Below are 19,796 nucleotides of genomic sequence, written 5' to 3' on the forward strand. Positions count from 1 at the left end.
GTGGAGGATGTCGCTCTGGATCTCTCTTTGATTAAGGCGCGGACCACCATCCTCCGGTTCAAAGAACATCACAAAAAGGATTGCGGGGTTGTGAACTGGATCACGAGCAACCTATCCCTCAAGAACCTAATTGGCCAGGGCGAGACGGCTAAAGGCGGGTTCTCGGGCGCAAGGTTATCTCGGGCGCGGCTTCCTCTATCTTGTGGCGGTGAAGCTGAACGTCGAGCGAGAGATGGACATTACCAAGAAAGTGATCACGAATCTCGCTCGAGGAGCTGTGGGATGAAAAGGATGTCTCAAGCGCACAGCGTGTCTCGACAGGGCTGAACGCATCGGAAATGGCAGAGATGACAAAAGCAGGAGCGACTTTCGTCGTTGCTGACCTTGGAGTGCGGCCTCGCTGGATCGATCCAGCGCATCGCTTCGAGTGCTGGAAGACTGAGGTGAAGTCACGACTCGCAGAGCCCGACAAACCGGCAATCCTCGCTTCCCCGGCGAGTACGCGTTCAGTTGCGCAGCACGTCACAATACGTACCGGCGGCCCGCAGCGCCGCGCATAATTTGTCGGCCCCAGCCCGCGTTTCTTCGCCGACCCGGACCAGCGCGGCGCCCATCTGGCCGGCGATCCCGTGGGCGACCACGTGAGGCTCGCGGTCGCCAACGACGGCCGCGTACTTCGGCAGCCATTCTCGGTAGCGGGCGAGCGCCTTGGCAGGCGTTGGCCCGCCGACCACTTGCACGCCCCAAGGCTTGATGGTTTCAGGTCGCCGCGGGGATAGATCGGGTCCAGACCGGCTCACGGTCATGCCTGGTAGATTGCACGGCACGGGTTCGGCGGAGGGCATCTCGACCGGGTCGGTCTGGCCTCCGGTCCATCCTTCGATCGAGCGACCGGTCACAAGCCGGACATAAGCCCGCGTTTCCAGCGGAAGCGGACGTCTTCGCCCTATCCAGTCGCGAACCCGTCCAGATCCTGCATTGTACGCGGCTGCCGCAAGGCCGAGATTGCCAAATTCACGGCGCAGCTCACGCAAGAGCTGGCCTGACTTTGCAATGGCTTCGAACGGATTGAACGGGTCTGCGAGCCCGCTCAATCTCGCGGTTCTCGGCATGAACTGAGCGATCCCTTGTGCACCTTTCGAGCTGACCGCATCCGGCTTGAACCGACTTTCATGCCAAATCAGGCGCGTGAAGAAATCGACGGGCAGATCATTGGTCGTTGCTGCCGTGGCGAGTGCCTCGCAAAAGTCCGGCGTCGTCGGCGCAGCGCTGCGCTGCGCTGCGTCACTTTCTTTCGCTTCACCATTTTCGTCCGCTAGGCGGGTTTCCCCTGGGGGGTGCACAGCCGCGGGAGCGTCGCCAACGTCCGAGGCGCGTGCATGCGATCCGCTCACAGCCATCGTCGTCGACAGGAACAGCGAAAGCAGCAACTTGGAAGTCCGGCCAAAGTTGCCGGGCGATAATGTTTGATTCGGGTCAAAAGCCATGGCGAACGCTTTCGCGGAGCTGGGCACGCGCGAGTATCATTGCTTTCCGGAACGCAGATCAGAACAACAGGTCTGGGAAGGCATCGCTGCGCAACGCACAACGCTGAAACGCGGGATGCGTTCCGATCGATCAACACGGTGGATTGAGGGCGCCCACATTAGCGATCGGTGCACACACATGACTCGTGCCGGCTCATGCTGAAATTGTCCGGTTTCCCTCAGAGCGTGTGTCGCGAGTACGTGTTGTTCGTTTGACGCGTCAGCTTCGTCCCGTGCCAAATCTTCGCCGCGCCCCACAGCAGAAACGCGATGTCCCAGGAGATGCGCTGGTACATCCAGAACAAACTTCACCTGAATTGATAGTCCTACGCGAATGGTAAAGAAGAGGATATTCCTCCGAAAGCAAGCTGATAGTGCTGAGCAGGCGGCTCGCCAGACCGGGCCGCGGACCTTCGCGCTCTCGCCACATCCTTCCGTTCCCAAGCGGATATGCGCAAGCGCAAGCAGAAGAACAAAGGTAAGGCTCCGATCCGTTAGCGCTGCCGAGCGGCTGCCTCGACGAATTGCAGAACCGTCTCCGGTATCTCGTCGTATTCGACACACCGTCTTCGCAACTCATCCGCAATATCGATAGTCACGTCTCGGGACCAGCCTTTCGGCAGTGGTGAAGGCAACGATGCGGGCCGGCTTCACATACTCGCCTGCGAACAGGTCGCGTATCAGCGTATCGGAGTCGGAGCTGTGTTCGTCGATCTCGCGCCACGCTCGGCCTAGACGACTTCCGAAATCATCCAATACAAGATACGTATCGCGATCGCTCACGTCGGGCATCATTGATGGCGAGGTACCCATACCGGACTCCTCGACCAAATCGATTGCGGAAAAAAGCAAGATAGCTTCTGCGGCAAGCTGTCCGGCGCGGCGCGCCGCAAGCTAGCGTCGGGTCCCAGGTGGTCTAGCAATCCTCTTGCAGTCTTAATCTAATCAGCCAACCGATCAGCAAAAGTACATGGGTTAATCGCGTACGGCGCCCGTGCGGTTGTTTGCCCTGAAGCCATCATCCGGGGTGAGCTTAATGCGGTGCTGGACGAGATCCTGCCTCTGGCCAGCACCCTCATGGAACAAGGAGGACGCTAGGCAATGACACGGATGACTGAGCTGTCGCTTGACGCGGCCTCCGAGGCCGGTGACTACCAGGCTGCCATTGCCGCTCTCCAGCGGATGGCTGCCGAATTGGCGGCCCGAGTGGCCCAGCTCGAACAACCGCCAGCATCGTGGCTGCCCTTGAAGGCCGCCGCGATTGACGCTGGCGTAGAATATGAAACCGCCCGGCAATGGGTTGTCCGCGGTCTGGTCGAGGGTCGCCGTGAAGGCGAACGCTGGCTTGTGAACGTCGTCAGCCTGAAGGCGCGTAAGCAGCAGTTCGCGGGGCTGCCTTGGGAGACGAAGCTGACCACCTAGTGCTCTAATCGATCTTTGCTCCACGTTGCTCCCAGCGTCCGGGATTGAGGATTGCGCCAGTTACTTTCCCTGCAAGGTCCCTGCCGAACACCATGCGGGTGGCGTAGCGGCCGTCCGTGTAGAACTCTGTATTCGACAGTGGAATCAATGTTGCCGGCTTACTATTTTCGAAATCAAACACCCGGCGCCCACCGATCGCTTCGACTGAGAGCCCGTCGCCCTCGACCTTGACGCGCAGCAACGCCCGTAGCGAGAGTCTTTCGCGCACCACCGTGATATCGATTGGCTGATCCTGCCCATTGCGAGCGATCGTCAGCACGACCGCGCTGCCGGGTGGCCCGCGCAGCTTCCCGGCCACGCTGTTGAGGGAGGAGCCTTTGAGAGCTTCGCCATTAAGTTGGGTAACGACGTCACCAGCCAAGATGCCGGCGCGCGCTGCTGGTAGCCCTTCGATCGGTGCGAGCTTGAACTGGCCATCCTCAAGTCGGACATCGGCACCCAGTCCGCCGAAAGCTCCACTTAGCATCGAGCCAAATTCGTATGTTCCCGCGTAGGCGGCAAGCTGCTCCGGCGTCACGGACGCGGGCTGTTGCGGAGGCCGAACGGACACGGCGTTCTCAGGAACGCTCGCCAGCACGGCGTCCCACATGGTCTCGCCAGCGATAGTCGCCAAGTTGATCGCGCTGAGCTCGCTGTTGTCAACTTCCTGGGTCGAAGCCGCATACAGCGTGTCGCCGTCGTTTTGCGTTGAAAATGGCTGGATGGCTCGGGCCATCGAGGTATGGACCTGGATGGCGAGGCGCTGCAGCGAAGCAGGATCCAGCTTCTGGTTGGTCACGATCAGGCTGATCGTGGTGTTTCTGGTGCCTCCCTCATCCGGCGGCGGATTCGCCGACTTCCAGTCTGGCGCCAGGCTCTGCGGCAAATTCCGCAGCAGCTCCGAGGTCGTCGCGAGGTTGCCCCAGTATTTTGCCTTGTTGCACTCGACCAGTCTGCCATTGCGGTCGGTGATGGCGCCCGCGGCATTCACCACCGTGAAAGCGGCGATCTTGGTGGCGCCTATCTGGCGGAATGCGCCGCCCTCCCCAGAATGAACGTTGCAGCCGAAATAACTGCCCTGCATGGCCATCCGTCCGGCGCCTTGCGCGCCCAACGGAAACACACCGGGCCGCAAGGTATGAAGCGCTGCCTGCGCCAGCCGCTTGTCGGGGTAAATCTCGTTGAAGCGGCGGCCGCCGAAATCGTAGATGATGGCACCGGGCACGATGGCAACATCGAAGAAGTCGCCGGAACGAATGCCGCTGTCTTTAAGACCCGTCGCGACCGCCGTGATGGTTTCCTCGCCGTAGGCGGAGCCGCCTGAAAGTACAATGGCATCGATGAACTGACCGCCGTAACCAAGCCTCAGCAGGTCGGTATTCACTGTGCCCGGCCCGCCACCACGGACGTCGACTGTCACCGACGCGCGCTTCGGGAATCGGATGACCGTGAGGCCGGTCGGACCCTCTTCGTAGGAGCCTACGCCGATCTCGATAGCGGGCCAATCGAACTTCAAAACTGGGCCAGTGATCTCGGTATTGGGAACAAGATTGGCTTGGTCGGCCGCGGACGCAACATTGTCGAAAAATCCGACGGCAAGGATCCAAGCGGCGGCCATCCGGGCCGCTATCGATGAGGCGTTCATGGGCGCGCGTCCTTTTCTTGTCGTCACATCGTCAAAATCGCAAGCGCCCAGCCAGCATAGCAGGAAACTCCAATACAACCATCATGATAGACGCCCCTTTTAGTTGTGCGGCGTCTAGTTGCACGTAGGAGAGCCCGCTTCTATTTCGTTGGAAAAAGGTGCGCGCCATGCATCCAAGGCCGGCTTAGACGCACCCCGAAACAGGAGTGCGCAAGCAAATGGCTATCTTCAAATCTAACCCCGAAAAGGCGGTGCAACGCGACATCGACGCCGCGACCGCCAACTGCGAACGTCTCTCGGCCAAGCTCGCGGAATTCGAACAGGCTGTTGCGCGGCACTCGGACGCAGCCAAGCAGGCAGCGCTGACCGGCGACGACGCCGAGCTGGACCGCGCGGAGGCGGCCCAGCGCGCCGCGCAGGACCGTAGCGCGACCCTGAGGACTGCTCTCACCGCCGTGGAGCAGCAATTGGAGGCCCTGGAACGCAAGAAGGCGGGGCTTGCTAAGGAAGCAGTGAAGGGCTCCCAGAGTCCCTTACGTCGGCGGCTGCAACCCTCGTGAATGGACCCATTCATCCAAATGGGAGGCCGTGTCGGCCCGACGCGCCCTCCGCAGAAGGTCGTCTTTCTCCGCGCTTGGAGGCATGACTACAGCCTTCTCGCGCAAAACCTTCGCGAACGAGGCGAGCCGGTCTTTCAGGGATTTGGTTTGTTCGAGACGCCGCTTCATCATCGGCTGCTCCCCTGTTGAGTAGGCGGGAGCGCAACTGGCGTTCTCATCACCGGTAAGAGCCAAGAGCCGCGCGGTGATAGGGCAAAAATACATCCCAGAGTTCTTGGACTGCCTTAACCAGCGTTAACTTTTGCGGTATTCTTTTTCGCACCGTCTGGATTAAGCCAGATGCGGTCTAGCTGCGTTCCATGTCGGCCGGTCTTCATTCAGAAGCTGACACCATTCCGAAGCGCTTCGCGGGTGTAACACTATGGCAGAAGCCTTTCGATCCGGCAGCGATTGTCGATCACGTCGGGCAGCTAGGTCGGTGTGATAGGCGGTGAATCACCAGCACACCTTCGACACGGGCGGACACAACAGTCTCTGTGGTTGCGCCGGCTCCGATGTCGCCGCAGCCAGTTGAAGTGAACTCAGGTCGGTGGCGTGCCGCTGTTGAGGAGGTTCGTGACGAGCTGCGCCGCCGCGAAGGGCTTCGATATGAGGATACTATTCGGAACGCCTTGCGAGGACCATTCCTCTGCCGGCGCTCCGGTCACGTATATCACGGCGAAGGAGGGTTCTTTTTCTCTGATCCGCCGTGCCACATCCCAGCCGCTCAGAGTGCCACGTAGGCGAATATCAGTAACCAAGGCCTGGCAGATGATGCTGCCGCTAATGAAGAGGGGTAGGGCTTCTTCGCCCGAAGCCACAATTTCAGTGCCAAAACCGGCATTCGTGAGCACCTTCTCTAGATCGGCCTGCAGCCAAAACTCGTCCTCAATGACGAGAACCGTAGGAACTTGCGGCAACATTTCCCCCTCGTCGGCACTGACGAATTGCTCGCTTGCGCCAAGAAACGTTCAAAAGTGTAATTGGTTCCGCTGTCCGGCGCCGGTTCGGACAGGGGCCCGGGCCGAGCGGTTACCGGCGAATGTCCGTTGAGGGTAACAGGCCGAAAGTCTCACGTCGAGCAAATCTGGTCGGCATCACCTCAGACAGCAGACATAGGCGCCGGCCGTGATGATTTATCCGTCGGGCCAACAGCGAACGTCGGAGTACTTGGCAAGTCTTGCACCGCACAGCTCGCTGCGTGCAATGCTTGAGCATCTCTGCTCCGACGCATCAAGGCCCGCGCTTGATGTTGGCCGTGATGAAGTGGGCGATCCGGTCGACGGCCTCTGTCTCGATGCCGTAATAGGCGTGCGCCGCATAAGCGTCGCACTCGCCGGACTTCGATGGCTTGCCGCCGTTGAGCAGAGCGATGTCGACCTTGGCCGCGCCTTGCAAGCACCCGCGCCTCGAGAGCCGGGCTATATTCGCAGGCATCATCGCTGTTCCACATCATCAGCGTGGGCACCTTGATCTCGGATAGCGCCATCGCGCCGTCCGGGTAATCCCTGGCAAAGCCCGGGAAATTTTTCCCGAGGAACGAGCCTCGTGCAATGCGGGTCACAGCCGACGTCAGCACCAGGCCATCGATCGCGCCGGTCGCAATGCTGTCGCGGCCGGCAGCGATGGCCCCGGCGACGGCCGACCAGCTGCCCGCGCTGGTGCCGACCAGCCACACCGGCACGTCGGCCTGGTTTTCAGGTACTCGGCGACTGCGCCGATGTCGATCGCATGATCGTGGCTGACGCGGAAAACCGCGCTCATCCCACCCTGATGATCGGAAGGGACATCGATGACCGCCACCACGAAGCCGTGCCCGGCGAATTTCTCACGGCTGCGCACGAGGAAATTTCCGTTGACGAGCGCGTCGGCGCCCACGTCCGGAGGCGGCACCCTGTTCAGTCTGAGAACACCCTCGCCACCGGCAAACAGGATAACAGATGCGATCGCATGGTCTGGTTTGATTAGGAAGAAAGGTTGTTGGACGCCGCGCGGGGTTAGGATGGATACGATCGAAGCGCTTTCTGCGAGCGCCGTATGCAAAGCGCAGCGCAAATTCCAAGCCCCAGAACAGATTGTCTCGACATTATTCAGTGCTTCCCACTACGAAACGTAACGCTATCGAAGCGGGCTAATGAGGTCAATGTACAGCACCTACGGCAGTGATTGCATGTCCGCAAGGGTTCGGGCCAATCGGAGCTTTGGCATTTGACAAGCTTAACCGGCCAAAATCAAAGTAGTCCAGCGATGTCGGCAACGGGTCTTGGTCGTGTAAAAACGCTGTTGCATCACGCGGATCGGCGCGGTCGAACTCAGGCTACCGCGATCCGATCGATTTGGGCAGCGGCCACTCGACCAGAACTCATCCTGACGGCCATGTCGGGGCTCTTTCACGCGCCCCATAAACCGCAACGGCGCGCGCCAGCGCCCCGTATCATACCCTCACCGCCGCCAGCAGCGATTTCGTCCCGACGATGTTCAGCACGAGTGTCAGATTGTAGCCGAGCACGCACAGCGCCATCTCGGTCGCAACTTTTGGCAGCGTCACGCACAAGAAGTGCGTCGCGTCCATGCGCATCTTCAGTGTACCGAACGGATGCTCGACAGTCTCGCGGCGTGTGCGCATGGCGTTTGGATTCCTGTCGAGCCGCGCCTGAGCGCGTTCAAGAACGTCCTCGTACACCCATCGCTTGATACGGCATTGCGGGCTCGGCGTGCACTTCGATTTGACTGGACAGGTTTTGCAGGCGTTCGTCCAATAGTTGCGCAGCTTCTGACCGTCTTCCTCGTTGGTATAGTAATATTTGAGTTTCTCGCCGAACCGGGCAGCGATAAGCATCCTCGTCTGGCAGATAAGCAAAGCGACCCGAAGCCTTCGCACCCGATGTCATCGGCTTGGGCAGCGTCACCGTGATGCCAGATTGCTCGCACGCTAGGATTTCTTCACCCTTGAAGTAGCCGCGATCGACGACAACATCGAGCGTGTCGGCCTCAAGAACGGCTTTGGCTCGCCGGGCTATGTTTGCAAGTTGCGACCGGTCTGAGCCGCTTGTTGTCATCTCGTGCGCGACGATCAGATGGCTTTTTGTATCGACCGCCGTCTGCACGTTGTAGCCGACGACGCCGGAACCACGGCCGCTCGTGGCCATCGAACGGCTGTCGGGATCGGTGAACGATATCTGCTGATCGGGCGACGCCAGAACCTGTTTTTCAATGGCTGCGAGTTTCGCCATTTCAACGGTCAGATTTTCGAGCCGCTCTTTGATCCGCGTCTTTTTCAATTCCAGCGTGTCCGACGGCTCCTGCCGATCGGCGGTATCGAGCTGAGCAAGATAGCGCGTAACACTCTCCTCCAATTGCGTGCGCCGCCGCTCGACTTTGGCGCGCGTGAAGTTCTTATCGCGATTGTTAACTGCCTTGAATTTGCTGCCGTCGATGGCGACGCTGGCTGTTGCGAGCAACCTCATCTTGCACACCTCGACGAAGCGCGCGCAGACTTTTTTGATGCCGGGGCCATTGTCCTTACGGAAATCGGCGCTCGTTTTGTGATCGGGCGCAAGCCGGGCGAGCAGCCACATCACTTCGACGTTGCGGCCAGCTTCACGCTCGAGCCGACGGCTCGAATGCATACGGTTGAAATAACCGTAAATGTAAAGCCTTAAGAGCGCGGCCGGATGATACGACGGCCTGCCTGTGCCGGCAGGCTCAACGCCGCCGAACCCAAGTTCAGCCAGATCGAGGGCCGCAACGAAGGCGTCGATCACGCGAACCGGATTATCATCTGCAACCGAGTCATCCAGGCATTCCGGCAACAAAGCCGATTGCCCGCGATCAGTTCCTTGAACGAAGCGCGTCATGCCCAGCCCCCGACGATTCAGCGCGGGAATCATAGCAGGTACGGAGTTTTCACACAGCCAGGGTCACAACCGACGATCGAGATGATCTGGGGCCGAGACACCTGTCTTTGCGCGGCTGCGGACCTACAAAGTCCCATGGAAACATAATTTGAAGAGCCCGATCCGAGAAGGCGTTGCTTTTCGAACCTAAGGTATTTGAGTGAGGCGCAGAATCATTGTAATCGAAACTTCATACAACTTTGAGACAATACTGCTGCTGGAATTGCAACCAGCCGTGGAAATACCAGCGCTTCCCGAGCGAACATACTCCGCTCCGGGGCGCTGTTTCGTTTCTGGCCGCTGGAACGTAGGCCTTTCCGCGAGCATAGTTCGCGGATGATCAAGTCCGATATCACATGTCCCCAATGCTATGCCGGGTACCGCCGCATTGAGCTAATCACTGTCAAGGGAACGAAGGGCGAGTTTCGTTGCCTGCACTGCGGCAATGTCCTTGAGGTTTTCGACGGCTCGACCAAAGTGGCTATTCGCCTTACGGTCCAACCTGTGAAACGCTCCGATAAGAAGGCGGCGGTCGGCACGTGAACCGGCAGGCCGCACTCGTGTGCAAGCTGTAATGACGAGTTCACGTCGGCAGTGGGTCAGACTCGGAAAGTCCCGCGGTGAGCAAAACGAGTCCGCCGGTGCTTAAGCAGCCGACGAACGCCATGATCCCACAGAAGGACCGGGTCGGGCCAAAGCACAAAGTCGCTGCGCTCCAGCCCGCTGCGCGGGGGCAAGAGCCGAGACGCTGATAGCTGATGGAGAGAGGGCAGCGAGAGCGGGGGTGCAACGATCAAGGCGCGTATTGCCCGCGTGATCAAGAACAGCAAGATCGTCTGCGGCCGTCTCACGGCGAACCACGTCTGCCCAGACTACAACGCGATCACAAATTGGCTTGACGAACAGCGCAAACCAGTTTGCTTTGAAAGCGCCGAGGCACTTCTGCTCGCAAGAAATTGATCCGCACTATGCCCCTGAATCCAGATCGACCGATTAGTCGCGCAGCAGTTGCCGGATGTGCTATTTCTGCCACGCCCAACTATTTGAAAACGGGCCGACAAGATTAAATCCCCTGTTTAGCAATGATCGTGCCAAACCGCCTAAGTTGTGCACGCATTCGAGGCCGCCACTCTTCGAATTTTCCTAAGTCGAGACATCTCATAGCACTCGCTGCTCCGACGGTGCCCTAACTCCCGCGACTTCGTGCCTTGGCGCTTTTTGGACGCCGGCCGATTGAGCGTGCGGAGCCACCTGGTTGCCGGCGCCCAAAAACCTGCACACAAACCGACGTTGATGGTACTAAAAAGTATCTTGTCGCGCGTGACGTCACTCGCGGCGCAGCAGGCTGGATGTCAACCATCTCCAAGAAATGTTAAAGACCGTGGCCAACCCAAGCACTCCCGCGAAGGGCGCAATGATGTATCCTGTTAGGAGCGCCAAAGACAACGTTAAATCGAACCAAATCCACCGATCACAAAATGCCCAATCCGGCATCCAGAGCCCTGTCCCTTGAATCCAGCTGATAGCCAGCTCATCGATCTCAGTTAAGACGACGATTAGGGACAAAACAAACGAGGCATAGAACGCCATTCCAAAGTTCGTCCGGCGCATCATGGCGCATTGACAAATTAGCATGACAATCCACGGCCAGATGAACCAGAGATTTTCTGCCGTGGGTGAATAGACACTACGAAACTCGCGGCACATTGAGCCTACTCTCCACTGCAGTACGGCCAAATAGGCCGTGACGAGTAGCCCCGCAGCAGCCGTAAGAGAAAGAGTAGCAAGTCGGACTTTTGAAATCGAATGTGAGAGACGAGGCATGAGAATCCAGCCGTATTGAGCTTGCGACTCACGCATTCATAGTGAGAAACCATGACGATTCCCGATTGCCAATCGCGGGTCCGAAGTGGGTCAGTTGCTGCCATCAGCGCTAGGGCTGCTGTACCCCAGATAGCTGCCGACTTGCTGCAGCGCCCACGTCGGCAGGCTCGGCCCAAGAGGCGACATGCGAGGCGCTGCGCTGCGACCTGGCGACAGCCTCGGGCCTCTCGGGCTTTGAAAGGTGATACGTGAAATCGTACGGGTCTTTGACCTGGCCTGTCTCGCTCTCCTGCGCAACGATCGCTCATCATACGCTAATGTCATAATTTTTTTTGGCGAGTCTGCGCTGAGTTTTGATTTTTGGGCGTTGGCCAAAATTAGCGCAAGCTATTGAATTTATGGCGCACCCGACACGATTCGACCGTTTGACCTTTGCCTTCGGATTGCAGATCGGATCGCGCAACGTCCGCTCGTGTAGCGTTAAGGCTTCCCTGTTTGTGATCCTGAGGGGATTTTAGCCCTTTTTTTCCGACTTACATCACAATAGGGGATAATGATGCTTGCCGTAGCCCAGTTTTCATCCAAGACGCGACGTTTGCTCAGAGAAAGTCACTCGACGGGGCCAAAAGCAAACTCAGAAGGAGACCCTCCGCCAAGGTGCCAACAGAACGGACGACCTCTTGCACATTCTGATCAGGACCCATCGGAGCAACGGAGATCGATGCCCTCCTAAACGACGCTCGCTGCTTCAATCGAGCAGACGCGGAAGATGTCTTGCGCACCCCCCGCGTCTGCGCGCCTGTTTATGTCAATCGACTACAACAGATGGAAAGCGTGAAAATCCACGTGGACGTCATGCGCTGCTGGGGCGTCGAAGTGAGAACCGCTTTGTCCTGCCTGATGCACATCGGCAGGGAGCCGCGCGAGCGCATCCGCAAGGGAGTTGTACTGAGCGGCATGTGTGTCTTCGTTGCCGATTAGGCCCGCATTGCCGGCATCAGCGAATTTGAAGCCATCATTGATGTTGTCAACGAAGGCCTGAGCGCCATCGCCATGATGGCCAGCCTCAGAGTTTTGGTCCGCGACGAACTCGGCACCGTGCGCGCTGCCAAACTTGAACCCGGGCGCATTGGCCGCGGAAACGAGTACGGTGAACTTGCCGGTCTTGGGGTCGACCTCGCCGAACGCGTTGCCGATCGACGCGTAGTAATCGTTGGGGTTGAGGTCGGTGGCGTGGACGGTGAGTACCCGGTTGTCGGCGGTGTCGGACAGATAGAAGGTCCCCGAAGTGGCGCCGACTTTGAGCGCATCGTCGAGGCCGCCGGTCACGCCCTGCACCTGGGTGAACGAGACTGACTGGTGCGAGGTGCCGGCATCGTGCACATCGATGATGACCTGATCGGCGCCGCTGACGAACAGCAAATCGCCATTCGGCGCAAGCTTGAGCGAGTCCGGATCGTTCTGGGGAATGACCTCGGTCTTGCCAGTCTCGAGATTGAGCCCGGTATCTCCGAAATCAAGAATCGGCTTGGTCTTGAGGGGGCCGGCGTCGGCGTCATTTCCGTTGGTGATCTGCACCAGGGTCGGATCGCCTGGGTTTGTAGGGTTCGTAAAGCTCATGAACACTTTGCCGTGCGTGAACACGACATCGTCATAGCCGCTCGTCGAGGACGGATTGGCATACGACAAGGGTTTGCTCAGGGTGTGATCCTCGGGATCGATGATGGTCAGGGTCGAATTGCCGTCCTGATTCTGCAGCGCCCATATATCGCCGGTAAAGGGATCGAATTTCAGACCGTCGACGGAGCCATTGATTTGATAGGTATGGTCAATGTGACCGGAACGATCGTACTCGACGACGGTGCTTTGACCCGACAGACCGGTGGAGTCCGCGCCGTTGGTGTAAGCGACCCAGATGTCGCCATTTGCCAATGTGATTGAGTCCGGCGCGGTGCTGCCGGACGGCGCCACAGCCAAGGTGGAGATGTGATCGACTTCGGCGGTTTCCGAGTGGGGTTCTGCGACAAACTCGGCGCCGTGCGCGCTGCCGAACTTGAAACCTGGCGCGTCGGCGGCGGAGACTAGCACGGTGAACTTACCGGTCAGCGGGTCGACTTCGCCGAACGCGTTGCCGACCGAGGCGTAATAATCATTGGGGTCGAGAGCGGTGGCGTGGACGGCGAGCACGCGGTTGTCAGCTGTGTCCGACAGATAGAATGTTCCCGCGCTCGCATCAACCTTGATGACGTCGTCGAGGCCGGCGCCGGCTGGAACTCCCTGCACCTTTGTGAACGCCACCGTCTGATGCGGGGTGCCGGCATCATGCACGTCGATGATGACCTGGTCGGCGCCGCTGGAAAACAGAAGATCGCCATTGGGCGCGAGCTTCAGCGAGTCAGGGTCGTTTTGGGGAATGACCTCGGTCTTGCCGGTTTCGAGATTGATGCCGGTCGCTCCTAACGACAGAATAGGTTTGACTTTGAGAAGACCACTCGGGTCGTTGCCGTTGGTCAACTGCACCAGGGTCGGATCGCCGGGGTTTGCCGGGTTAGTATAGCTCATGAACACTTTGCCGTGCGTGAACACGACATCATCATAGCCGCTGGTCGCGGACGGAACGGCATAAGACAAGGGTTTGCTGACCGTATGATCCTGCGGATCGATAATGCTGAGCGTGGAATTGCCGTCCTGGTTCTGGAGCGCCCATATGTCGCCGGTGACCGGATCGAACTTCAAGCCGTCCACATAGCCGCCGATCTGATAGGTGTGGTCGATATGGCCGGAACGATCGTATTCGACGATCGTGCTCTGACCCGACAAACCCGTGGAGTCGGCCCCGTTGGTATAGGCGACCCAGATGTCACCGTTCGCTAGTGTGATGGAATCGGGCGCAGTGCTGCCGGAAGGTGCCGCAGCCAATGTGGAGATATGATTGATTTGTGTCATGACGCAGGGTTCCAAGGTTTGGTTTCAGCGTGATGATGCAATCGGAAAGAGACCACTTCCGTGTAACGGCGATGCGACATGCGTGTAGTATCGGAATGCCTGTGATGTTGGAACCTACACTGTGAGCGATGTCGATTTATGGATTTACGAATGGCGACATCCAGGTCGCGGTTGGAACCGGACAGGGGGGTCAATCAACGCCTCTCCCCAAGGTCGGGTTGGATGAGCCGAACCAGCCGCCTCCGTTGCAATTGGTCGGGCCCGACAACCCAGGTCGCACGACTTTAGCTCAAGCCCTGATCGACGGAGCTCGCGTATGCCGCTTTGGCGATTGATGGAGCCGGGACGAATTCGCCGGTGGGTCAAAATGCGAAAACTCGATGCGAGCAAATCCAGTCCGGTATGCCCCAGCAACCGGACTCGCATGGGGCGGGTCGCCGCTCATGGGCCAAAAGCAGTCACGGTGCGCGGCACAAACATGAAACTTAGAGAGTTCCTTTTTTGAGCACTCATAGTGCTTGCTCACGTTGTCGGGACGGCGGGCAGCCGTCACGAGCTTTCGAAGTCCTCACGATCAAGCCGCCAAATATAATTGCCAAGGCATTTAATCCGTAGAAGAATTCAGAAGCGCTCGACCTCTGCTTCGAGCGACAGACTGAGACTTAAAAGTCGCGCCGATCGATGATGAATTGCAGCATTGGTGCGATCCGCGCACAAAGTTCGCTTGTGGCCAGACTTTCGACGGCGGGTATTCGCGCGATGTATCGCGAATAGGCGATGCCGAGCAGAAAGGAGGAGATCAAGCCCGCGCGCTGTTCGGCGTGATCGATCCCTTTGATGGTCTTGATCGCGGCGCAGACCTGGCGTTCAAAGATATTGACGACCTTCTTCCGCGCGTCCTCCTTGCTGACCGATGCGCGGAACAGAGCCTGGAGCTGACCGTTAGCTTCATCGCCCTCCCATAGACTGACGAATTTTTCGGAGAGCCGATCGCCGATCTCCGCCTTTTTGAAGCGCGAGAGGTCCGGAAAATTCAGGCGCGTCTCGCAGGCCAGCGCGAATAACTGGTCTTTGGTCTCGAAATAGCGCGTGATCATCGAGGCGTGGATCGACGCGCGCTCGGCGATTTGCCGAATCGTCGCCGCCTCATAGCCTTTTTCGGCAAACACCTCTTGCGCCGCGTCGAGAATTCGCTGCTTGGCGGCGTCGGAACGCCGGCCGATCTGTGGTGGTACCTTGCTCATCATTGGGGTTGCCATTGATGCATACATGTGTTTGCATACTCTTGTCTGCACGGGTGCGGAAGTACCATGGTTGAAGTTTCCAGACTGCCGGTTCGTTACGCTGTGATCGTTATGGGGTGCGCCGCGATGGTTGCCGCGGCCATTTGGACGCTTGCATTTCTGGTCCCGGTGCGCACGCCCTTTCTGCCGACGACCGGCGGCGAGGTCGCAGTGTCCAGTATCGCGCTTGCATCGGCGCTTACGTTACTCCTGATGATCGAATCCGTTGCGCACGAACGGCTGCTCTCGGATTCGTTCGATCCGCTCGCGGAGCGCGATTCCGAGCGGCTGAAGATCAATCAACGCGTGCTGCAGAATACGCTGGAACAGCTTCCGCTCTTTGCTGCGGGCATCGCGATGATTTCTTGGCTGTATCCGCTTGAGACGGCATTTCGTGGGTCGCTCGCAGCAACCACCGTTTGGATCCTGTCGCGCTGGATATTCTGGATCGGGTATCATTTTGGGCCACGGCACCGGATCGCAGGTTTGATTGGTTCGGCGCAGAGCATGATCGTCCTGCTCGCGACGTCTGTCGTGATGGGGTGGCGAATGGGCGGATTGGCCGGCGCAACGCTCGTGCCCAGCATCTTTTCGATCGGCGAGGTGCTGATCGTCATAGGCCTCCTTAGGCGTCAATGAGCATGCCGCGTCCTTTGCTGTTGCGCGCGGCGCTGGCAATCAATGCGGTTGCCGCATTCGCTGCAGGGGTAATGCTGTTTGTTGCTCCTGGCACAATCCCGGCGATGGTCGGCATACCGCTCGATCGCTCGCAATTCTTCATCGCTTATCTGCTTGCCGCGAGCGAGTTGGGACTCAGTGTGGCGGCCGCCCTCGCGCTCAAGGCATCGCGTGATGCGGTTCGTGTGGCCGTGGCATCGCTCGTCGTGATGCATGTGGCGTCCGGTGTCGGCGGAACCCTAGCTCTCGATCAGGGCGCGAGCTACGTGATCCTCTGGAATGTGCTTGCACGTGTTGCGATCGTCGCGCTGTTGATCGGCGGATGGATCGCCATGCCCGTGGCTCCAATGACCTTGCGCCGTTCCGATCAACGGAACGCCGAGCGCCTACCGTGAATTTCCGCTATGGAGACGGAGTATAAGACTGTTCCTGATCGGGGGAACCGGGCGAACGGGACAGCTGAAACTTAAGCGAGCGCTCGATCTCAGTCACGATGTGACCGCCCTTGTCCGCGCTCGGTCGGGGTTACCAGGCCAGGGCCGCCTTACGCTGGTCGAAGGAAGCGCGCTAGATTCCGGTTTGATTGCCCGAACCCTGCCTGGTCGGGCCGCGGAACACGAACAGGCGGCCGCCATGCGGATCACGCTTGAGGGTCTCCTGGACCAGGAGCGCAAGCCCATCGAATCCCTTGCGCGGTGCGGCCCGTCGCCAGCCATACCCGCGCCCCGCTCGGAATAGGGATCGTCATCGCCGTTCGAGCACGCCGATTAGGCGCACCCAGCGCATTGGCATCGACGCCTTGCTCGACGATGACCCGCAGCCCATCCGCAAGCACGATCTCCATGCGTCTGCACGCGCCAGCGGGAGTCGGCAGCGCCGCTGCGGCCGCTTCTCGATCCACGATGACCGCTTCGGCAAACGCCGCAGGCCCGGCATCCCCGCCCAATCGTCCCTTGCGGGCTAGCCGCCGCCAGGTGAACAACTGATCGGTCGACAAGCCATACCGCCGCCTGTGGCCGAGACTTGCCGCGTGCCGCTATAGCTCTCGGCGACGATCCGCTGCTTCTCATCCAGCGTCCAGCGACGTCGCGACCCGGTCTGGATTACCTCAAGCCGCGACACCTTCGGCACAGTCGTATGCTCAGTCATACGACTATGTCTTCGCGCCTTAACCCGTTAGCGCAAGGCGGCCCCTATCGAGGGGATAAACCTGAACTGACGACAGCCCGGTCCTGTGGGCTTTCGCCGGTGGACACGTGAAACCTACGGGCCTTTCACCTGGCTCGTCTCGATCTCATCCGCGATGAGCGCCGATGATACGCTAAGGCCTGAATTTTCTTGGTGAGTCTTTGGTGAGTTTTGATTCTTGGGCGTCGGCCACAATCCGCGCAAGCTATTGAATTTATTGGCGCTCCCGACACGATTCGAACGTGCGCCTGCACCTTCGAAGGGGATTGGACGTTAATCACAAGACAAATCTGTATTAGCGCACAGCACTGATATCTTTTGCATAGCGCGTGATACGCACACCACTTAGGTATGGCGGCACAGAGTCGCACCCTCCCAGCCGCGAAGAAAGCGCCGGGTCCACTGGTAGGTACACTGGAAAGTTGCCACTCAAAAAATGATGGACTTTCAGTTGGATAGGCGAGGGTTCGATTCCGCCCCTGGGCACCATAGCGATTTTATGAAGCGTTGCGCGGCTTTCCTTTTCGACGTGACTCCCGCGCTTTTGAAAAACCTGGGCACCATTCGCGATTGCTGCTGCTTCGCTGGACGATATCTACTGGCAGCGCAACGCGGACCCGCGACGCTTGGCGTCGGATTTCCGCCTTTGACCCAGGCTGAACCGCCCTTCGTCCTCAACCGCGTTCGAGCGATGATTGCTCCAATCGGCAACACGTTTCTGCGCCTCGCCTGCTCAAGGTAATTCGGGATGGAATGCAGAATTGCTGACGAACTCATCGCCATGGCGGAACTTGACCGGACGGTCGCTGACCAGCTGGCGACATCGGGCGCGCTATACCAAGGCTATGATCCACGGATCGCCGCTGTTCACGAGAACAATGCTTTGCGGCTCCAGGCGATCATAGCTCAGATCGGATGGCCGACGGAGCGCCTGGTCGGCAAACGAGCCGCGAAGGCTGCCTGGTTGATCGCTCAGCACGCCATTTCGCAACCGGAATTCCAGCGTTCGTGCCGCAAGTTTCTTGACGAGGCCGCGCGCGAGCACAGGGTCCCACTCTGGCAGCCGGCCATGCTGGAGGACAGAATTCGTATGTTCGAAGGCAGGCCGCAGCTCTACGGCACGCAGCTCAAGCCCGACGCGAATGGCAACATGCGGCCTTACACGATTGAGGATCCGGAAAGAGTGGATGAACGACGTCGCGCAGTGGGTCTCGAACCTCTCGCTGAAATTCTTGCTCGTGCAAAGCCGCAGCCATTGCCAGCCGACCGTGAACGGTTCGAACACGACTATCAGAAGTGGCTCATTGAAGTCGGCTGGCGCAGACCTTCGTAGTCGATCGCGTCCTTCAGGCGGCCGGCCGCCGGGCCGATGCGCCTTCTGCGGCTGAGCGTTGCTGCCGTTCGGCCTCTTTCGCGAGGCGGCTGCGCAGCAAGGCGAGCACGGCGGCCTCTTCCGGCTTCAGGTCTTCCATGCCGCCGCGCAGCTCGCTCTCGGCTTTCGATTTCAGCTCGATGATGAGTTTGCCATCCATGTAGGAGTTCAGTACGTCCGGATGGATGTAGCACTTGCGGCAGATCGTCGGGGTGTTGCCGAGCCGCGCGGAAACCTTCTCGACCGCCGCGCGAAGATGGCGCTTGGCCTGAGCGGCGCTGTCGAAGCTTTCGAGTTCAGCGAGTGCCATCGCCGCCAGGACAGTCCCCGCCCAGGTGCGGAAGTCCTTTGCCGTGATGTCCTTGCCCGTAATTTCCTTGAGATAGTCGTTGACGTCGGTCGACGTCACGTCCTGGCAATTTCCCGCCTCGTCGACGTATTGAAGGAGCTCCTGGCCCGGAAGGTCCTGGCAAGCTTTCATGATTTTGGCGACGCGCCGGTCTCTGAGACGCAAGAACCATTGCTTGCCGCTCTTGCCGGTGAAGCGGAAACGAACCTCGTTCCCATCGACTGCAACGTGCCGGTTCTTCAGCGTCGTCAGTCCATAACTGTTGTTCTGTTTCGCATAGTCATCGTTTCCCACGCGGATCAACGTGGTCTCGAGAAGATGCACGACAGTTGCCAGCACCTTCTCCCGCGGCAATCCGCGCTGCTCCATATCCTGGCGTACTCTTTCGCGGATCGAGGGAAGCGCATTCGCAAATGCGACCACATGCTCGTACTTCGTGCTCTCGCGAACCGCGCGGAAGCGGGCATGGTAGCGGTATTGCTTTCGCCCCTTGATATCGCGTCCTGTAGCCTGGATATGACCGTCGGCAAAAGGGCAAATCCATACGTCTGCCCAGGCCGGCGGGATGGCCAGCGCCTTGATACGTCGCAGGGTGTCAGGTTCAGTCAGCCTTGAGCCGTCGGGGCGGATGTATGTGAATCCCTTCCCGGCTTTTTTTCGGCGGATGCCGGGGCGGGCGTCGGAAACATATCTCAGGCCCGCCGCCTCCGCAGCTTCCCTGGGATCGACAATGACTTGGGCGGTGTCCGCTGCATCGACCAACAAAAGAAACGACCTTTCCGTACTTTCTATGAACCGCCAGGGATGCTTGGGGTTCCTCAGTCGGCGTTGTCCGGACGTGAGACCCCTGAGGTCACTGAGGTCTCACAGCCGCCCTTGGCCGATGTGCGACGCGGTCGCCGACAGCCGCGATCCGAGCTGGTCGCGTTGCGAAGGCTGTTTTCAAAGTGCAACGGCCGGCGAGTGCAAATCGGCCCTGCGGGTGCGTGCTCAGCGCTCTACTGCGCCGTCTCGCCGGCTCCGCCGCGC

16 protein-coding genes and 2 pseudogenes are annotated in these 19,796 nt (G+C 59.2%); 6 read left to right on the forward strand and 12 right to left on the reverse strand.

Features of this window, described 5'->3' with window-relative positions; translation table 11 throughout:
- Window positions 1-506: 506 nt before the first annotated feature.
- Window positions 507-1,487, reverse strand: a complete 981-nt coding sequence (locus JOZ76_RS19075; protein WP_291700774.1) for a lytic transglycosylase domain-containing protein — start codon at window positions 1,485-1,487, stop codon at window positions 507-509.
- A gap of 615 nt (window positions 1,488-2,102) precedes the next feature.
- Complete coding sequence (locus JOZ76_RS19080; protein WP_291700776.1) at window positions 2,103-2,339, reverse strand: hypothetical protein; 237 nt, start codon at window positions 2,337-2,339, stop codon at window positions 2,103-2,105.
- A 288-nt stretch (window positions 2,340-2,627) separates the two neighbouring features.
- On the opposite strand from JOZ76_RS19080, the gene JOZ76_RS19085 reads away from it, so the two are divergent.
- Window positions 2,628-2,948: a hypothetical protein gene (locus tag JOZ76_RS19085; protein WP_291700778.1), complete on the forward strand. Its 321-nt coding sequence runs from the start codon at window positions 2,628-2,630 to the stop codon at window positions 2,946-2,948.
- A 4-nt stretch (window positions 2,949-2,952) separates the two neighbouring features.
- Here JOZ76_RS19085 and JOZ76_RS19090 read toward each other — a convergent pair whose 3' ends face one another.
- Window positions 2,953-4,632: a P1 family peptidase gene (locus JOZ76_RS19090; RefSeq protein ID WP_291700780.1), complete on the reverse strand. Its 1,680-nt coding sequence runs from the start codon at window positions 4,630-4,632 to the stop codon at window positions 2,953-2,955.
- 218 nt (window positions 4,633-4,850) lie between these two features.
- Between JOZ76_RS19090 and JOZ76_RS19095 the strand changes: the two genes are divergently transcribed.
- Window positions 4,851-5,192, forward strand: a complete 342-nt coding sequence (locus tag JOZ76_RS19095; RefSeq protein WP_291700782.1) for a hypothetical protein — start codon at window positions 4,851-4,853, stop codon at window positions 5,190-5,192.
- Window positions 5,193-5,773: 581 nt separating this feature from the next.
- Here JOZ76_RS19095 and JOZ76_RS19100 read toward each other — a convergent pair.
- The 7 genes and pseudogenes from JOZ76_RS19100 to JOZ76_RS19130 form a co-directional block, all read right to left on the reverse strand.
- Window positions 5,774-6,154, reverse strand: a complete 381-nt coding sequence (locus JOZ76_RS19100) for a response regulator (protein ID WP_291700784.1) — start codon at window positions 6,152-6,154, stop codon at window positions 5,774-5,776.
- 310 nt (window positions 6,155-6,464) lie between these two features.
- The gene (locus JOZ76_RS19105) at window positions 6,465-6,629 is read right to left on the reverse strand and encodes a hypothetical protein (RefSeq protein WP_291700787.1); all 165 of its coding nucleotides are present in this window, start codon (window positions 6,627-6,629) and stop codon (window positions 6,465-6,467) included.
- Between the two features lie 174 nt (window positions 6,630-6,803).
- A complete protein-coding gene (locus JOZ76_RS19110; protein ID WP_291700789.1) occupies window positions 6,804-7,274 on the reverse strand; it encodes a hypothetical protein in 471 nt (156 codons plus the stop codon).
- A 391-nt stretch (window positions 7,275-7,665) separates the two neighbouring features.
- A pseudogene (locus JOZ76_RS19115) lies at window positions 7,666-9,088 on the reverse strand (IS1182 family transposase).
- Window positions 9,089-10,453: 1,365 nt separating this feature from the next.
- A complete protein-coding gene (locus JOZ76_RS19120) occupies window positions 10,454-10,717 on the reverse strand; it encodes a hypothetical protein (RefSeq protein WP_291700791.1) in 264 nt (87 codons plus the stop codon).
- Between the two features lie 1,050 nt (window positions 10,718-11,767).
- Window positions 11,768-13,897, reverse strand: coding sequence for a hypothetical protein (locus tag JOZ76_RS19125; protein ID WP_291700793.1), 2,130 nt, complete (start codon window positions 13,895-13,897; stop codon window positions 11,768-11,770).
- Window positions 13,898-14,559: 662 nt separating this feature from the next.
- The gene (locus JOZ76_RS19130; protein WP_291700795.1) at window positions 14,560-15,141 is read right to left on the reverse strand and encodes a TetR/AcrR family transcriptional regulator; all 582 of its coding nucleotides are present in this window, start codon (window positions 15,139-15,141) and stop codon (window positions 14,560-14,562) included.
- Between the two features lie 27 nt (window positions 15,142-15,168).
- On the opposite strand from JOZ76_RS19130, the gene JOZ76_RS19135 reads away from it, so the two are divergent.
- The 3 genes and pseudogenes from JOZ76_RS19135 to JOZ76_RS38285 all read left to right on the forward strand — a co-directional run.
- Window positions 15,169-15,819: an MAPEG family protein gene (locus JOZ76_RS19135; protein WP_291700797.1), complete on the forward strand. Its 651-nt coding sequence runs from the start codon at window positions 15,169-15,171 to the stop codon at window positions 15,817-15,819.
- A gap of 2 nt (window positions 15,820-15,821) precedes the next feature.
- Window positions 15,822-16,253, forward strand: coding sequence for a hypothetical protein (locus JOZ76_RS19140; protein WP_291700800.1), 432 nt, complete (start codon window positions 15,822-15,824; stop codon window positions 16,251-16,253).
- 37 nt (window positions 16,254-16,290) lie between these two features.
- Window positions 16,291-16,452 (forward strand): annotated as a pseudogene (locus JOZ76_RS38285) (NAD(P)H-binding protein); the annotation flags it as partial.
- Here JOZ76_RS38285 and JOZ76_RS19145 read toward each other — a convergent pair.
- Window positions 16,426-16,524 (reverse strand): hypothetical protein, encoded by a 99-nt coding sequence (locus JOZ76_RS19145; RefSeq protein ID WP_291700824.1) that lies wholly within the window; start codon window positions 16,522-16,524, stop codon window positions 16,426-16,428. The pseudogene JOZ76_RS38285 and the gene JOZ76_RS19145 overlap by 27 nt on opposite strands.
- 1,270 nt (window positions 16,525-17,794) lie before the next feature.
- On the opposite strand from JOZ76_RS19145, the gene JOZ76_RS19150 reads away from it, so the two are divergent.
- Complete coding sequence (locus JOZ76_RS19150; protein WP_291700802.1) at window positions 17,795-18,379, forward strand: DUF6624 domain-containing protein; 585 nt, start codon at window positions 17,795-17,797, stop codon at window positions 18,377-18,379.
- Window positions 18,380-18,392: 13 nt separating this feature from the next.
- Here the strand turns inward: JOZ76_RS19150 and JOZ76_RS19155 are convergent, their stop codons facing one another.
- Window positions 18,393-19,529 (reverse strand): DNA topoisomerase IB, encoded by a 1,137-nt coding sequence (locus tag JOZ76_RS19155; protein ID WP_291700805.1) that lies wholly within the window; start codon window positions 19,527-19,529, stop codon window positions 18,393-18,395.
- Window positions 19,530-19,796: the final 267 nt, after the last annotated feature.

This window comes from Bradyrhizobium sp. (assembly GCF_019244115.1).
Taxonomy (GTDB): Bacteria; Pseudomonadota; Alphaproteobacteria; order Rhizobiales; family Xanthobacteraceae; genus Bradyrhizobium.

Coding starts and splice junctions, on each gene's coding strand:
- JOZ76_RS19075 (WP_291700774.1), bottom strand. CDS start 1,487: ATGGCTTTTGACCCGAATCAAACATTATCGCCCGGCAACTTTGGCCGG.
- JOZ76_RS19080 (WP_291700776.1), bottom strand. CDS start 2,339: ATGGGTACCTCGCCATCAATGATGCCCGACGTGAGCGATCGCGATACG.
- JOZ76_RS19085 (WP_291700778.1), top strand. CDS start 2,628: ATGACACGGATGACTGAGCTGTCGCTTGACGCGGCCTCCGAGGCCGGT.
- JOZ76_RS19090 (WP_291700780.1), bottom strand. CDS start 4,632: ATGAACGCCTCATCGATAGCGGCCCGGATGGCCGCCGCTTGGATCCTT.
- JOZ76_RS19095 (WP_291700782.1), top strand. CDS start 4,851: ATGGCTATCTTCAAATCTAACCCCGAAAAGGCGGTGCAACGCGACATC.
- JOZ76_RS19100 (WP_291700784.1), bottom strand. CDS start 6,154: ATGTTGCCGCAAGTTCCTACGGTTCTCGTCATTGAGGACGAGTTTTGG.
- JOZ76_RS19120 (WP_291700791.1), bottom strand. CDS start 10,717: ATGGCGTTCTATGCCTCGTTTGTTTTGTCCCTAATCGTCGTCTTAACT.
- JOZ76_RS19125 (WP_291700793.1), bottom strand. CDS start 13,897: ATGACACAAATCAATCATATCTCCACATTGGCTGCGGCACCTTCCGGC.
- JOZ76_RS19130 (WP_291700795.1), bottom strand. CDS start 15,141: ATGAGCAAGGTACCACCACAGATCGGCCGGCGTTCCGACGCCGCCAAG.
- JOZ76_RS19140 (WP_291700800.1), top strand. CDS start 15,822: ATGCCGCGTCCTTTGCTGTTGCGCGCGGCGCTGGCAATCAATGCGGTT.
- JOZ76_RS19150 (WP_291700802.1), top strand. CDS start 17,795: ATGGAATGCAGAATTGCTGACGAACTCATCGCCATGGCGGAACTTGAC.